The 15,620-nt window shown below is 71.1% G+C and carries 13 protein-coding genes; 6 read left to right on the plus strand and 7 right to left on the minus strand.

Annotated features, from left to right (window positions below; translation table 11 throughout):
- Positions 1-77 precede the first annotated feature (77 nt).
- The gene (locus VAB18032_RS18060) at positions 78-2,051 is read right to left on the minus strand and encodes a hypothetical protein (RefSeq protein ID WP_013734321.1); all 1,974 of its coding nucleotides are present in this window, start codon (positions 2,049-2,051) and stop codon (positions 78-80) included.
- A 131-nt stretch (positions 2,052-2,182) separates the two neighbouring features.
- Complete coding sequence (arc, locus tag VAB18032_RS18065; RefSeq protein WP_013734322.1) at positions 2,183-3,964, minus strand: proteasome ATPase; 1,782 nt, start codon at positions 3,962-3,964, stop codon at positions 2,183-2,185.
- A 178-nt stretch (positions 3,965-4,142) separates the two neighbouring features.
- On the opposite strand from arc, the gene VAB18032_RS18070 reads away from it, so the two are divergent.
- Complete coding sequence (locus VAB18032_RS18070; RefSeq protein ID WP_013734323.1) at positions 4,143-4,436, plus strand: ferredoxin; 294 nt, start codon at positions 4,143-4,145, stop codon at positions 4,434-4,436.
- Positions 4,437-4,474: 38 nt separating this feature from the next.
- Here VAB18032_RS18070 and VAB18032_RS18075 read toward each other — a convergent pair whose 3' ends face one another.
- The 3 genes from VAB18032_RS18075 to VAB18032_RS18085 all read right to left on the minus strand — a co-directional run bounded on the left by VAB18032_RS18075 (position 4,475) and on the right by VAB18032_RS18085 (position 7,278).
- A complete protein-coding gene (locus VAB18032_RS18075) occupies positions 4,475-5,047 on the minus strand; it encodes a hypothetical protein (protein ID WP_013734324.1) in 573 nt (190 codons plus the stop codon).
- Between the two features lie 72 nt (positions 5,048-5,119).
- Complete coding sequence (locus VAB18032_RS18080) at positions 5,120-6,130, minus strand: tRNA (adenine-N1)-methyltransferase (RefSeq protein ID WP_013734325.1); 1,011 nt, start codon at positions 6,128-6,130, stop codon at positions 5,120-5,122.
- Positions 6,127-7,278: a M50 family metallopeptidase gene (locus VAB18032_RS18085; protein WP_013734326.1), complete on the minus strand. Its 1,152-nt coding sequence runs from the start codon at positions 7,276-7,278 to the stop codon at positions 6,127-6,129. The genes VAB18032_RS18080 and VAB18032_RS18085 overlap by 4 nt, the downstream gene beginning before the upstream one ends.
- Before the next feature lie 82 nt (positions 7,279-7,360).
- Here VAB18032_RS18085 and VAB18032_RS18090 point away from each other — a divergent pair, with 82 nt between their 5' ends.
- The 5 genes from VAB18032_RS18090 to VAB18032_RS18110 all read left to right on the plus strand — a co-directional run bounded on the left by VAB18032_RS18090 (position 7,361) and on the right by VAB18032_RS18110 (position 13,866).
- On the plus strand, positions 7,361-8,275 hold the full coding sequence (locus tag VAB18032_RS18090; protein ID WP_043721185.1) for a RecB family exonuclease: 915 nt from the start codon (positions 7,361-7,363) through the stop codon (positions 8,273-8,275).
- Between the two features lie 76 nt (positions 8,276-8,351).
- A complete protein-coding gene (locus VAB18032_RS18095; RefSeq protein WP_013734328.1) occupies positions 8,352-9,554 on the plus strand; it encodes a sensor histidine kinase in 1,203 nt (400 codons plus the stop codon).
- Positions 9,555-9,568: 14 nt separating this feature from the next.
- The gene (locus tag VAB18032_RS18100) at positions 9,569-10,258 is read left to right on the plus strand and encodes a response regulator (RefSeq protein ID WP_013734329.1); all 690 of its coding nucleotides are present in this window, start codon (positions 9,569-9,571) and stop codon (positions 10,256-10,258) included.
- Positions 10,259-10,543: 285 nt separating this feature from the next.
- Positions 10,544-11,311, plus strand: a complete 768-nt coding sequence (locus tag VAB18032_RS18105) for an ABC transporter ATP-binding protein (protein WP_043721187.1) — start codon at positions 10,544-10,546, stop codon at positions 11,309-11,311.
- A complete protein-coding gene (locus tag VAB18032_RS18110; protein ID WP_013734331.1) occupies positions 11,311-13,866 on the plus strand; it encodes an ABC transporter permease in 2,556 nt (851 codons plus the stop codon). Before VAB18032_RS18105 ends, VAB18032_RS18110 begins: the two co-directional genes overlap by 1 nt.
- 85 nt (positions 13,867-13,951) lie before the next feature.
- Here the strand turns inward: VAB18032_RS18110 and VAB18032_RS18115 are convergent, their stop codons facing one another.
- Both VAB18032_RS18115 and VAB18032_RS18120 read right to left on the minus strand, forming a co-directional pair.
- Entirely contained in the window at positions 13,952-14,599 is a 648-nt protein-coding gene (locus VAB18032_RS18115) for an HAD family hydrolase (RefSeq protein WP_043721191.1), read from the minus strand.
- A gap of 97 nt (positions 14,600-14,696) precedes the next feature.
- Entirely contained in the window at positions 14,697-15,434 is a 738-nt protein-coding gene (locus tag VAB18032_RS18120; protein ID WP_013734333.1) for a neutral zinc metallopeptidase, read from the minus strand.
- Positions 15,435-15,620 lie beyond the last annotated feature (186 nt).

The following is a 15,620-nucleotide window of genomic DNA, read 5'->3' on the forward strand; positions in this document are numbered from 1 at the left end:
CGTCACATCCGAGCGTAGTCGGCATGTGAGCGCACGGGGGCCTGCCGTGGTGGTCGGTGCGTCGCAAGTCGCGGGGATCAGCTCGGCGGATCATCAATGATCATCGTCTCCATACTCACCCTTGCGGCCAGTTCAGGCACGGCGCGCAGGATCCGGTTGGTCCGTACCCGGGCCCCGTCGGTGACCGCCACCAGCCGGATCTCACCGGGTACGCGGTGCAGCATCTGCCAGGTCCGGCCCGGTTCGACGAAGACCATCTCGTAGATGCCGGCCTCGGTCTGGGCGGTGGTGCCCTGCAGCGTGGAGACGCAGATGTTCGCCAGGTAGGACTGGTACGGCCGGCGGTCGAGGATGAGCGTGGTGACACCGTCGGCGGCCGGGTAGCGCTGGAGGACCTGCTCGCACACGGCGGTGGCCCGGCCGGGTCGGTCGAGGTCCTGGTGGACCCAGCGCTGCGCCCAGCTCTGCGGGGTGACGACGAGCAGGCTGCGCTGCCCGCCGGTGACCCCGGCGAACCAGACGGTGGCGGCGGCGACCGTGACGGCGGTGAGACCGGCCACGGCCGTGCGCAGCGGACGGCCCCGGGGCGGCACCGGCAGCAGTCGCACCACCGCGGCGGTGCCGATGATGAGCAGCACGGTGGTGAGGTGACCGGCCTTGTTGAAGTAGTAGCCGGCCTGACCACCGACGCTGATGCTGGCCTGACCGATGGCCAGCGTGAGCACCACGCTGACCAGCAGCGCGAACAGCCAGCGTCGCCAGGCCGGATCGGCCCGCCCGCGTCGTACCGCGTGCACCAGCAGGGCGGGCACCACGAACACGCCGAGGCCGCCGAGGGCGAGCCAGGTCTCGGTCAGGTCCGGCCCGACGGTGGCGGCCAGCGACTCGGTCTGGTTGGCACGGAACACGCCGAGCAGGATCGGCACCGGGGCGAGCACGGCGGTGGCCAGGCCGACGACGAGCGTGGTGCCGCGCAGTCGGCGTACTTCGCGACGCCGCGCCAGCAGCGACCCGAGGGCGAGGAGTGCGGCGGCGGGCAGGAACAGGTAGTAGCTGTAGCCGATGCCGACGAGCAGGGCACCGAGCAGCAGGAAGTGTTCCCGGGGTGCGCCGACCGGCCGGGCGACGAGCACGGCGAGCACGATGGTGAGGGTCAGTCCGAGCGTCTCGGTGGGGTATCCGGAGACCAGCATCCGGGGCATCTGGCTGCCGAGCACGAGTGCGCCGACCACGACGGTCAGCACGAGGCGGCTCAGCGGGTGCAGCGGGCCGGGGAGCCGCTGTGCGGCCCAGAGCAGGACGAGGACCAGCAGCCCGAAGGTGGCAAAGTTCCACCAGAGGAACGGCTCCACGGCGGCTGCGCCGGCCGGCCCACCGCCGGGCGGGGTGCGGTGGCTGTCGAGCAGGGCGACGAGCAGGTGCCAGCCCTGCGGGTAGTGCACGAGTGCGGAGAACAGGTCGTCGCGGACGGCGGCGGGGTCGACGAAGAGGTAGCCGCCGTGCCGACCGATGACGTCGACCAGGCTCAGGTGCCGCAGGTAGTCCTCACCTCGGTGGAGGATGCTCAGCCGGCCGCCCAGGTCGCCGGCGCGCAGCAGGGGTTGGGCGAGATACCAGAGCAGGCCGGTGGTGCCGATGACGGGCAGCAGGTCGGGCCAGGCCGGGCGCGGCAGGGTGGGACGCCGCCCGGTGATCAGGGCGGTCAGCACGAGGGCGGTGAGGGCGGTGCCGCTGACCGCCACCGGGTTCATCCCCCAGGGCCAGACCGCGAAGAGCAGACCGGCCGCGGTGGTGAGGCAGACCAGCAGGATGGTGGCCAGCAACAGCCGGTCGAGCAGGGTACGGCCGCCGCGCAGCAGGCTGGCGGTGGCGAGCAGCACCAGCGGGGGCAAGACCCAGCGGGCGTCGAGGGCGACCGCGGCGAGCGGCAGCAGCCAGGCCGCCGGCAGCGCGGCCAGCACGGCGAGGTTCCATCGACGGTACGGCTTGCCAGGGCTGGCGGTCAGACTCGGGACGATCAGCGGGGCCACGGTGTGCTGCTCGGCGGGCACGCGAAATCCTTGCATACGAGGAGGGTTGTCCGGAGTCTAGCCCTGCCGCCCGACTTGTGCGGGACGTGGCGCGGTGCCGCACGCAGACGCAGGGCCCGTGACGACACCGTCACGGGCCCTGCGGGTAGCGGTCAGAGGTACTGGCCGGTGTTGCTGGCGGTCTCGATGGAGCGACCGGCCTCGGTGCCCTTGCCTCCGGAGACGAGCGTACGGATGTAGACGATCCGCTCGCCCTTCTTGCCGGAGATGCGGGCCCAGTCGTCGGGGTTGGTGGTGTTGGGCAGGTCCTCGTTCTCGCGGAACTCGTCGACGCAGGCGTCGAGCAGGTGCTGCAGACGCAGCCCCTTGCGGCCGGAGGTGAGGAACTCCTTGATGGCCATCTTCTTGCCCCGGTCGACGATGTTCTGGATCATCGCGCCGGAGTTGAAGTCCTTGAAGTACAGGACTTCCTTGTCACCGTTGGCGTAGGTGACTTCCAGGAAGCGGTTCTCCTCCGTCTCGGAGTACATCCGCAGGACCACCGCGTCGATCATCGCGGCGACGGTGGCCTGGGCGTCTCCGCCGTGTTCGGCCAGGTCGTCGGCGTGCAGCGGCAGACCGGAGAGGATGTACTTGGAGAAGATGTCCTTGGCCGCCTCGGCGTCCGGACGCTCAATCTTGATCTTGACGTCGAGTCGCCCCGGACGCAGGATCGCCGGGTCGATCATGTCTTCCCGGTTGGAGGCGCCGATGACGATGACGTTCTCCAGACCCTCCACGCCGTCGATCTCGCTGAGCAGCTGCGGCACGATGGTGTTCTCCACGTCGGAGGAGACACCGGAGCCACGGGTCCGGAAGACCGAGTCCATCTCGTCGAAGAAGACGATGACCGGCGTGCCCTCGCCGGCCTTCTCCCGGGCCCGCTGGAAGATCAGCCGGATGTGCCGCTCGGTCTCGCCGACGTACTTGTTGAGCAGCTCCGGGCCCTTGATGTTGAGGAAGAAACTGGTGTGCTTCTCCTCGCCCCGCCGCTCGGCGATCTTCTTCGCCAGCGAGTTGGCCACCGCCTTGGCGATCAGCGTCTTGCCGCAGCCGGGCGGGCCGTAGAGCAGGATGCCCTTCGGCGGACGCAACTGGTGCTCACGGAACAGGTCCGCGTGCAGGAACGGCAGTTCCACCGCGTCACGGATCTGCTCGATCTGGGAGTGCAGGCCACCGATGTCGCTGTAGTCGACGTCGGGCACCTCCTCCAGCACCAGCTCCTCGACCTCGCTCTTGGGAATCCGCTCGTACGCGTACGCCGAACGCGGTTCGATCATGAGCGAGTCGCCGGCCCGGATCGCGCTGCCGATCAATGTCTCGGCGAGGTGCACGATCCGTTCCTCGTCGGAGTGCGAGACCACCAGTGCCCGGTCACCCGGCGCGCCTTCGGGGCCCGCCAGGATCTCCTTGAGCATGACCACCTCGCCGACCCGCTCGTAGCCGAACGCGTCCACGATGTTGAGCGCGTCGTTGAGCAGGACCTCCTGGCCGCGCTGGAGTTCACCCACGTCGAGCGAGGGCGAGACGGCCACGCGCAGCTTGCGCCCGCCGGTGAAGACATCCACCGTGCCGTCGTCGTGTCTGGCCAGGAAGACGCCGTAGCCACTGGGTGGCTGGGCCAGCCGGTCGATCTCCTCCTTGAGCGTCACGATCTGCGCGCGAGCCTCCTTGAGGGTGCTCACGAGCCGCTCGTTGTTCTCGGTCAGCCGCGCCAACTGCGCCTGGGTGGCGGACAGTCGCTCTTCGAGCTGCCGCACGTGTCGGGGGCTTTCGGTCAACTTGCGCCGCACCAGAGCGAGTTCCTCTTGAAGGAACGCGACCTGCGTGGAGAGATCGTGGGCCTCCTTCTCCCACCGTGCGGCGCGCGAGTCCGCGTCGTCGCTGCGTGCCACGTCCCACCTCCCCGGGGGGCTTGAACGTTCTGACCTAACACTAGCCGCTATGAGCCCGATTCGGTCCTCCGCAACGCGCCCGTCACCGAAGCTTGATCGCCAAGGGTGGGTTGGCGGGCGGGTACGGGCATTCGGGTACCGTCGGGGGGTGGGACGCGAGAACATGGGGGGTGCACCGGTGGCCGAGGTCGCGACCGACGAGGTGCAGGTCTGGGTGGACCAGGATCTGTGCACGGGCGACGGGCTGTGCGTGCAGTACGCGCCCGAGGTATTCGAGTTCGACGTCGACGGCCTGGCGTACGTCAAGGGCCCCGACGGTGAGCTCCAGCAGGCCCCGGGTGCCCGCGTCGGCGTACCGGAGCACCTGCGCCTCGAGGTGATCGACTCGGCGCGGGAGTGCCCGGGCGAGTGCATCCACGTCGTCCGCGCCAGCGACGGCGTGGAGGTGGCCGGCCCCGACGCCGAGGACTGAGCCCGCTGCCCGCCGTACCGCAGCGGGCGACCGACCACTCACAGCAGCGGGCGGCCGACCACCGAGGCGACCAGGCGGGCGAACTCCTCCAGCCGGGCGATCTGCCCGGCGCCGCCGTCGTCGAGGGTCTTGCCGAAGCGCAGCGCGTCGTGGCGTGGCCCGCCGGCCGTCTCCTCGCTGGGCGGGGTCTCGTCGAGCGAGGTCAGCAGCAGGTACACGTCGATGCTGTCGACCCGGATCTCACCGTTGTCGTGCCGGAACAGCCGGCGGCGGCAGCCGACCTCGGTGACCGAGGAGACCGGCACCACCCGCAGCGACGAGGTCATCGACCCGGGCGGGCCCTCCCCCGGCGGCACGTCCTCGCCGTGCCAGAGCACCAGCCGACTGCCGTCGCAGACGACGACCTCCTGCCACACCCCGTTTACCTCGTTGACGAAGCGTTCCAGGGTGAAGCCGAGCACCGAGGCCCCCCGCAGCACACCGCCGAGCGCCTCCAGCGCGACGTCCGGGTCACGCAGGTACGCCCGCGCCGCCGATTCGAGGTCGGTGTAGGGCGACCAGTCGGGGAAGACCGCCGGCAGGTCGCCGCCGCCGAACCCGGGCCGACTCATGCGGCCACCCCCGGCCACCGCCAACCCGCATCCAGGTTCAGCCCGTTCACTGCCAGCCGCCCCATTCCGCCGTCACGGCCTGCCCGTCTCCTGCGTCGTGTCCGGTTGCGTCTGCGACGCCGTACTCGCCTGTCGGGCCGCCTCCGCCTCGCGTAGCGCCTGCCGGCGCTGCACGTACGCCTCGGTGCCCTTGCTGGGCTTGCGCCGGCGCGGCGGCGCGGTCACTCCGGGGGCGAGCTTACGCGCGGAGACGAGGAACGCGGTGTGCGCGATCATCCGGTGGTCGGGTCGCACCGCGAGCCCTTCGGCGTGCCAGTCGCGCACCAGCGACTCCCAGGCCCGCGGCTCGGTCCAGCCGCCCCGTTCCCGCAGCGCCTCGACCAGCTCGGACAGCTGCGGAGTGGTCGCGACGTAGCCGATGAAGACCCCGCCGGGCAGCAACGCCCGTTCGACCATGTCGAGGTTCTCCCACGGGGCCAGCATGTCCAGGATGATGCGGTCGAAACCCGTCTCGGTGCACTCGCCGACGTCACCGACGTGCAGGTGCCACGCGGGGTGCGGCCCGTTGAAGAACGCCTCCACGTTGCGCCGGGCGATCTGGGCGAAGTCGTCGCGCAGCTCGTAGGAGTGCAGTTCGCCGCTGGTGCCGACCGCGCGCAGCAGCGAGCAGCTCAGCGCGCCGGAGCCGGCGCCGGCCTCGAGCACCTTGGCGCCGGGGAAGATGTCGCCCATGGCGACGATCTGCGCCGAGTCCTTGGGGTAGATCACCTGGGCGCCACGGGGCATGGACAGCACGTAGTCCGACAGCAGCGGACGCAGCGCCAGGAAGGCCGTACCCCCGCCGGAGGTGGTGACCACGCTGCCGTCGGGCAGCCCGATCAGCTCGTCGTGCGCCAGGATGCCCCGGTGGGTGTGGAACTGCTTGCCCGGCTCCAGGGTGACCGTGTGCATCCGGCCCTTGGGGTCGGTCAGCTGCACCCGGTCACCGGGCCGGAACGGCCCACGGTGCACCGGGGGCAGCTCCGGGGTCTCGGCGGGCACGGCGTCGCCCGGGGTCGCCGGGTGGGAGTGGGTCACGGTCACGTGTTCATCTTCCGGTGAGGTTCGAGCAGGTGCGCCAGATCCGCGATGTGCAGAATGCCGACGACATCTTCGCCTGCCGTCACGAGGTACTGCGCGCCCGGGTGGGCCTGCACCGTCTCCAGCACCCGTTCCCCGTCCGTGGCCACCGACATGCGCGGCAGGTCGGCGACCGCGCGGGCGACCGCGTCCACGGCGAGCCAGGGCCGGCGGTGCGGCGGCACGGCCGCCGCCGCGGCCGGATCGACCACCGCCACCGGTCGGTCCGCGGCGTCGGTCACCAGCAGCGCCACCGGCCGGTCCGGGGCCGACTCGTCGGCCCGGCGCTGGGCCTCGGCCAGCGGGGTGGCGGTGGGTACGGCGAACACCGGCCGGGCCAGCCGGGCCAGGTCGATCAGGGGCAGTCGCCGGCCGATCCGGGCCAACCGGATCGACTGTCCGGCGCCGTGCCAGATAGTGAGCGCGACCAGGGCGGTCAGCGGCAGCGCCAGCAGGCTCAGCAGGTCGGCGGCGTAGAGCAGACCGACAAGCGCCACGGTGGCCACGGCGAGGACCCGGCCGACCCAGCCGGCCACCTCGGTGGCCCGGTGCCGGTCCCGGGTGACCGCCCAGATGACCGCCCGCAACGCCCGCCCGCCGTCCAACGGCAGCCCGGGCAGGCTGTTGAACACGGCGACGATGACGTTGCTCACCGCCAGTTGGAAGGCGAGCTGGTGGGCCACGGTGCGGTCGGGCAGCGCCACGGTCGCGGCGACGGCGGCCACGCCGAGCAGCGCGGAGACCGCCGGCCCGGCCAGCGACACCAGCAGGTCCACCCGGGGCGACGGCGCGTCCCGGTCCATCTCGGTGTACCCGCCGAGCAGTTCGAGGGTGATCCCCCGCACACCGATGCCGAAGTGTCGTGCGGTGAGCGCGTGGCCGAGCTCGTGGGCCAGCACCGAGCCGAGCAGCGAGACCACGAAGCCGGCGCCGACCAGGTAGCCGAGGGTCGGCGAGAGCGCCAGTCGCTGGCCGGCAAGTTCGCCGTAGAGCACGATGATCAACACGGCCAGCAGCAGGATCGAGGCGTTCAGGTACAGCGGCACCCCGAAGATCCGACCGACCTGCAGGCCGGGACGCCGGCCCGGCCGTGACTGCCTGCTCTGCTCCACCGAGCCGATGCTACGCGGCGGGAGATCACCTTCGGTGCGGCGGCGGCTGCCCTGTCGTACCGGTGCCCTAGTCTTCCACGGCATGACCGCGGATCCGGTGATCACCCAGCAGGCTCCGACTTCGACCCCGTTGCCGCCAACGGTGCGGGCCTCGCTGTCACCCTCACGCGCCGCGGATTTCAAGACCTGCCCGCTGCTCTACCGGTTCCGCAGCATCGACCGGCTGCCCGAGCGGCCCACCGTCGAGCAGGCGCGCGGCACGCTTGTGCACGCGGTGCTGGAGCGGTTGTTCGACCTGCCGGCGGCCGGGCGCACCCCGCAGGCGGCCGGTGACCTCGTCGCACCGCAGTGGGACCGGCTGGTCACCGAGCAGCCGGAACTGGCCGGACTGTTCACCGACGACGGCACGGTCGACGCGGTCGAGTTCCTGCGCTCGGCGGCGACCCTGCTGGAGGGCTACTTCTCGGTGGAGGATCCGCGTCGACTGGAGCCGGCCGAACGGGAGAGCCTGATCTCCGCCGTGATCGACGAGGAGTTGCTCATCCGCGGCTACCTCGACCGGCTCGACGTCGCCCCCGACGGCGCGCTGCGGGTGGTGGACTACAAGACCGGTGGTGCGCCCCGCGAGGCGTTCGAGGCGCGGGCGTTGTTCCAGCTCAAGTTCTACGCGCTGGTGCTCTGGCGCACCCGGGGCGTGGTGCCCCGGGTGCTGCGGCTGCTCTATCTACGCGACGCCGAGGTGTGCGACTACAGCCCGGACGCCGAGGAGTTGGTGCGCTTCGAACGCACGGTGGTGGCGCTGTGGCGGGCGATCGAGCAGGCCACCGCCGCCCAGGACTTCCGGCCCCGGCCGAGCCGGCTCTGCGACTGGTGCAGCCACCAGGCGCTCTGCCCGAGCTACGGCGGCACCCCGCCGCCCTTCCCCGAGCACCTGCCCGGCGCGGATCCGCTGCGCGACGCCCGCACCCGCCCCGCCACCCCGGGCGCGGACGAGTAGCTCTCCTCCTCAGGAAGGACAGGCAGCTCACCATCCGAGATGATCTCTCACCGGCATGGGCGGCTAGCGTCGTGGCATGGGTAGGCAGCTGAGGCAGTGGCTACGGGCACGCCCGCTGGCCGGCGACGCGTTGTTGACCGTCGGGCTGGTGCTGGGTGAGGCGCTGTTCACCCTGCTGTCCCCCCGGGAGTTCTGGCCCCGGTCGCTGCCGGAGGCGCTGGGCTGGAGCCTGCTCTGTGCCAGCCCCGTGCTGTTGCGGCGGATCGCGCCGTGGCCCGCCGTGCTGGCCGCGCTGGCGTCGCTGGCCCTGCCGGTCGTGATCGAGGTGGTGCCGGCCACCCAGGGCCTCACCCTGGTCGTGCTCACCTACACCGTGGCCGCCTGCCAGCCGATACGCCCGGCGCTGGCGACCGCGGTGGCACTGTGGGTGCCGGTGGCGGTGCTGGCGCCCCTGCTGCCCACCGAGGGTCTGCCGCAGGTCGGCGCGGCGTACGTGGTGGCGAACAACCTGCTGGTCGGGATCGTGTCGTTCTCCGTGGGCCGTACGGTGCACGCCCGCCGGTCCACCACGGCGGCGCTGCGGGAACGGGCCCGGGTCGCCGAGGCCAACCAGCGCGCCCTCGCCGAGCAGGCGGTCGCCGACGAGCGGCGACGCATCGCCCGGGAACTGCACGACGTGGTGGCCCACCACGTCAGCGTGATGGGGGTGCTGGCCACCGGGGTCCGGCGGGTGCTGCCCCGCGATCCCAAGGCCGCCGACGAGGCGGTCGCCACCATCGAGGAGACCAGCCGGGCCACCCTGCGGGAGCTGCGGCGGCTGCTGGACGTGCTGCGCACCGAGGCCGAGCCGGCCGCCGACCTGGCCCCCCAGCCCGGTCTCGCCGGCATCGAGATGCTCGTCGAACAGGTCCGCGAGGCCGGGTTGCCGGTAACCTTCGCGGTGACCGGCACGCCGGGGCCGGTGGAGCAGGGCGTGGCGTTGACCGTGTACCGGATCGTGCAGGAAGCACTGACCAACGCCCTCAAGCACGCTGGCCGGGCCACCGCGCAGGTGCACGTCAGCTACCCCGGTGACGCCGTCGAGGTGGAGATCACCGACACCGGTCGAGGGCCGTCACCGGACCGGCAGCGGGTCGGGCACGGCCTGGTGGGGATGCGTGAGCGGGTCGCCCTCTACGGTGGTGTCCTGCGGACCGGGGCCCGCGCCGGCGGCGGCTACCGGGTGTACGCGCGCATTCCGGTCGAACCACTGCCCGAGACCCGCTTTGCGGCACCCTGACCCCGGAGGATGAGATGACCGATCCGACGCCGTCGACGACCCGTCCGGTGCGCATCCTGCTCGCCGACGACCAGCCGTTGCTGCGTACCGGCTTCCGGATGGTGCTCGGCGCCGAGCCGGACCTGGACATCGTGGCGGAGGCCGGCGACGGCGCGGAGGCGGTGGAGTTGTCCCGCCGGCTGCTGCCCGACGTGGTGCTGATGGACATCCGGATGCCGCGGATGGACGGGGTGAGCGCCACCCGGGCGATCGTCGACGCCCGGCTGCCGGTCCGGGTGCTCATCCTGACCACCTTCGAACTCGACGAGTACGTGGTGGGTGGGCTGCGGGCCGGGGCGAGTGGATTCCTGTCCAAGGACGTGCCCGCCGAGGATCTGATCACCGCGATCCGTACCGTGGCCGCCGGCGACGCGGTGGTGGCCCCCCGCATCCTGCGGCGGCTGCTGGACCGCTTCGCCGACGTGCTGCCCGATCCCGCAGCGTCACCGCCGAAGGCGCTGAGCACGCTCACCGACCGGGAACGGGAGGTGCTGGGGCAGGTGGCCCGCGGGTTGTCCAACGCCGAGATCGCCCGCGCCCTGTCGGTCAGCGAGACCACCATCAAAACCCACGTCGGGAACGTGTTGACCAAGCTCGGGCTGCGCGACCGGGTGCAGGCGGTGGTCTTGGCGTACGAGTCGGGTCTGGTCCGGCCGGGGGCGTAACGTGACCGTTGCATCCGTCACCTACCGTGACGGTCTGCACCGAGAACGGTTGTCTCTCGCGGGGGCCAGAGTCGCGGACTATCGTGTGGTGACGAGCTTCGTCGCTGCTCACAGCGCTGATCCGGGATAACCCTGACCCCGGGTGGGGGACTACCCGCAGCCGGAAATCCGCACCCACTCCCCCAGGAGTCGTAGGGATCGCCGGCACACGGCGCAGATGATGGAACTCGTGCCGAGATCCACGGGAGGGCGGCACGATCTGAACAGCGACGGAGAGGTTATAACGTGACCGCTACGACAGGCCGGTCGGCAGAGGCCGCAGCCCGGGCGAGCGACGTGTGGAAGGTGTACGGCAGCGGCGAGGCTCAGGTCATCGCGCTGCAGGGGGTGAGCGCCGAGTTCGAGCGCGGACGGTTCACTGCGATCATGGGCCCCTCGGGCTCCGGCAAGTCGACGCTCATGCACTGCCTGGCCGGGTTGGACACGGTCACCCGAGGCACCGTGCACGTCGGCGACACCACGGTCACCGGTCTCGGTGACGCCGGTCTGACGAAGCTGCGGCGCGACAAGATCGGCTTCATCTTTCAGCAGTTCAACCTGCTGCCGACGCTGACCGCCAAGGAAAACATCCTGCTGCCGCTCTCCATCGCCGGCCGCAAGCCCGACCAGGCCTGGTACGACATCGTCATCGACACGGTCGGGCTGCGCGACCGGCTCGACCACCGGCCGGCGCAGCTCTCCGGCGGCCAGCAGCAGCGGGTGGCGTGCGCGCGGGCCCTGGTGGCCCGCCCCGAGGTCATCTTCGCCGACGAACCGACCGGCAACCTGGACTCGCGGGCCGGCGCCGAGGTGCTGAACTTCCTGCGCAACTCGGTACGCGAGCACGGTCAGACCATCGTGATGGTCACCCACGACCCGACCGCCGCCGCGTACGCCGACCGGGTGGTCTTCCTGGCCGACGGGCAGATCGTCTCCGAGTTGATCGAGCCGACCGCCGACACGGTGCTGGACACGATGAAGAAGCTGGACACCCTGACCGAGGTGGCTCCCTGATGTTTCGGGCGACACTGAAGAGCCTGCTGGCCCGCAAGGTCCGGCTGATGTTGTCCGGCCTGGCCGTGGTGCTGGGCGTGATGTTCGTCTCCGGTGCGTTCGTGCTCACCGACACCCTCGGTCGCACCTTCGACCAGATCTTCGCCGACGCCTACGAAGAGGTCGACGTCAGCGTCGCCGCCAAGCCGAAGGTGCAGGGCAACGAGTTCGAGGGCCCGCAGCTCGCCGGGCCGGTGCCGGCTGCCGCTCTGCAGACGGTGCAGTCGGTCGACGGGGTGGCCGAGGCGACCGGTGTGGTGGCCGCCGACGGTGCCCGACTGATCGGCAGCAACGGCAAGGTGGTCGCCTCGTTCGGTCCGCCGCAGCTCGGCGGCAACTGGGTCGGCGAGAGCGACCTGGTGCAGCTGCGCGAGGGCCGCGAACCGCAGACCGACGACGAGATCGTGATCAACAAGGGTCTGGCGACCACGGCCGACGTGGCCGTCGGCGACCGGGTGGGCGTGCTCACCCTCCAGCCGCGCAAGGACTTCACCATCGTCGGCATCTTCGGCTACAGCGGCGACCGGGACTCCATGGGCGGCGCCAACGAGATCATGTTCACCACGCCGGCGGCGCAGGAACTGATGCTCGGCGAGCCGGACGTCTACACCAACATCGTGGCCACCGCCGCCACCGGCGTCTCGGACGAGCAGTTGCGTGACGCGGTGGCCGCCGCGGTCGGCGACGCCTACGACGTGAAGACCGGCGAGCAGCTCTCCGCCGACGCCGCCGCCGGGTTGAAGGAGGGCCTGTCCTTCTTCAACCGGATCCTGCTCGGCTTCGCCGCGGTAGCGCTGCTGGTCGGCACCTTCCTGATCCTCAACACGTTCTCGATCATCGTGGCGCAGCGCACCCGGGAACTGGCGTTGCTGCGGGCCGTGGGTGCCAGCGGCAAGCAGATCATCGGCTCGGTGGTGATGGAGGCGATCGCCATCGGCCTGATCGCCGCGGTGTTCGGCCTGGCCGCCGGCATCGGCATCGGCGCGCTGCTGGCGTACCTGTTCAGCAACCTCGCCGGTGGGATGACCCTGGCCGGGATCGCGGTGCCCGCGTCGGCGGTGATCGGTGCGTTCGGTGTCGGCCTGGTGATCACCGTGCTGGCGGCGCTGCTGCCGGCGCTACGGGCCGCGCGGATCCCCCCGATCGCGGCGATGCAGGACGTCGCCACGCCGGACCGCCCCCTGACGAAGATCACCATCGCCGGGGCGGTGGTCACCGCGATCGGCGCCACCCTGCTCTTCCTCGGCCTGGGCGGCTACGCCGACAGCAACACGCTTGCCACCATCCTCGGTGGCGTGCTGTTCGCCTTCATCGGGGTGGCCCTGCTGACGCCGCTGATCAGCAAGCCGGTGGTGGCGGCCCTCGGCGCGATCTTCTCCGGCTGGGTGCCGGGCAAGCTGGGCCGGCTCAACTCCGGCCGCAACCCGCGCCGTACCGCGATCACCGCCGCCGCGCTGATGGTCGGCATCGCCCTGGTCACCGGCATCACCGTCATCCTGGACTCGGCCAAGAGCAGCATCAGCGGTCTGGCCCAGGACACCGTCAAGGCGGAACTGGTGATCGCCGGTGCGCAGTCCGGGCCCCGCCCGCCGACCTTCGATCCGGCGGTGCTGGACGAGGCGAAGACGATCCCCGGGGTACGGCTGGTCGACGGCCTCTACGGCGACATGTCCCTGGTCGACGGCAAGCGCACCTACACCGGAGCGGTGACCGAACCGGCCGCCCTGCGCCAGGTCTACAGCCTGACCGCCTCCGCCGGGAACATCGACCGGCTGGGCCCCGGTGAGCTGCTGGTCAGCACGGACACCGCGAAGGACCGGGGTCTGTCGGTCGGCTCGACCGTGCCGATCCAGTTCGCCCGCGGTGAGGCGCAGACCTTCACCGTCACCGGCATCTTCGACGACTCGCCGCTGTTCACCGGGGTGCAGATGGTGGTGCCGACCCAGTCGGCCGCCGACTTCACCATCCCGCAGCCCATTCAGGGTTTCGTCCAGCTGGAGCCCGGCACGGCGGTCGACCAGGTGCAGCCGCGCGTCGAGGCGCTGCTGGCCAACAGCCCCGAGGTGTCGGTGGTCAGCCTCGACGCGTACATCGAGCAGCAGGCCGGTCAGCTCGACAGCCTGCTCACGATGATCCGCATCCTGCTGGCGCTGGCCATCGTGATCGCCGTACTCGGCATCATCAACACCCTGGCCCTGTCGGTGCTGGAGCGGACCCGCGAGCTGGGCCTGCTGCGCGCCATCGGCCTGAAGCGGTCGCAGACCATGGGCATGATCACGGTGGAGGCGGTGGTGATCTCGGTGTTCGGCGCGCTGCTCGGCGTGGTCGTCGGCACCGGCCTGGGCGCCGCCGTGGTGGAGGCCCTGCGCGACGAGGGCATCACCGACCTGGTGCTGCCGTGGGGTCAGATGGGGGTCTTCCTCGGCCTGGCCGCGCTGATCGGCGTGATCGCGGCGGTCCTGCCCGCGATCCGCGCCGCCCGCATCAACGTCCTGGGCGCCATCGCCCACGACTGACCTGTAAGGAAGGGCCCCCTGTTAACGCCTAGCGCGGTACAGGGGGCCCTTTTTAACACAAGCGTCGGCAGCGTCGGTGCAGACGTCAGGCGGCGGAGCGGGCGAGCAGCGCCGCCAACAACTCCAGGTCCGCCGCGAGCAGGCTCTCCACCTGGTGTACGCCGTCGCGCGGCGCGACCGGCACCTCCGCCGGCACGGCCAGCACCGCCGCTCCGGCGGCGACCGCGCTGGCCACCCCGGTGGCCGAATCCTCGATCGCCACACACCTGTCGATCGGTACGCCGAGCAGCCGGGCAGCCGTCAGGTACGGCTCCGGGTGCGGCTTGGTCGCCTCGACCTCGTCACCGCAGACCACCACGTCGAAGCTGTCCCGACCCAAGGTGTCCAGAGCGATCTCGACCAACGCCCGGCCGCTGGAGGTGACCAGGGCCGTCGGGACCTGTGCCGCCCGCACCGCCGCCAGCAACGCCAGTGCGCCCGGACGCCACTGCAGCCCGGTACGGAACAGTTCGAGAATCCGTCTGTTGATCCACTCCGCGCTGGCCGCCGGATCCCGGTGCGGCTGACCCAGATCGTCGTGCAGAATCCGCATCGAGTCGGCCATCCCGGTGCCGACGATCGCCCGCCGCGCCTCGGCGGAAAGGCTGCCGCCGTACGCCTCGGCGAGCTCGGCCAACGCGACGTCCCACAGTCGCTCACTGTCGACCAGGGTGCCGTCCATGTCGAACAGCACGGCCGCGGGGTGACTCGTCACCGGATCCTCCTCGCGTCGGGTACCCGGTGAATCCTGTCAGCCCGTCACCGCCGTATGCCCGGGTCGGTGACCTTTCTCAACCGAGCCCGCAGGCCGACAGCGACCGCTCGTAGCCCCGGAAGAACGCCTCGGCGCGCTGCTCCGGGGTGCCGTGCGAGCCCTCGGCGAACCAGGGCTGACCCGGGTCGTCGCCGACGGCGAGCAGACCCTCGTGGAACTCGTCCAGATCACCGTCGTCGAGGGTGAGCCAACCGGCTTCCACCGAACCACCCAGGTACGCCCCGGCCATGCAGTCGGCCTGCAACTCCTGCTGGATGGTGAAGTCGTACTGGACCCCGAGGCGGGTCTGGATCCCGTGGGCGTACTCGTGGCCGATCAGGTAGTACACGAACGCGTCCCCCACCTGCCGGAACGCCCCGAACGACCAGTTGATGTCGTACGCGATGAAGTCGCTGACCGTGCAGTAGACGGCGTTGTTGCGGGGCACCTCCTGCCCACCGCAGGACACCTCACCGTCACGCTGGTAGGCGATCACCTGCCGGATCGGCCGGAACGAACTCCCGGACGCCTCGAACTGCGCCGCCCAGTAGCGTTCGGCGGTACGCCGGGCGACCTCCACGTCCTCCTGGAACTCCTCGACCGTGTCGGTGCCGTCGGCCCGGGTCACCTCTTCGCTCGGCGACGCCGGTTCCCGCTGTTCGGTCGGCTCACCCGGCTGACCCACCGGGTCGACCATGCACGCGGTCGCCGCGACCAGCGCCACCACCAGACCGGCGAACCTGCCCCGACGCCGCTCCCGCCCGTCTGCCGCCACCGCATCCTCCCGCCTCGGCGATGCCAGCTTCCATACCCCCACGGTACGACCGGCATGCCCGTCGCCGTCTGGTACGCCGTATCGCCCGCACCGGTTCACTGTGGGACCGGTCTGGCGTGTGTTAACGGGCCGCTGTGGTGCCGGCGTGGTGTGCCGACGTGGCGTGGTGCCGGCGGGCCGGTGTGG

The organism is Micromonospora maris AB-18-032, assembly GCF_000204155.1.
GTDB lineage: Bacteria > Actinomycetota > Actinomycetes > Mycobacteriales > Micromonosporaceae > Micromonospora > Micromonospora gifhornensis.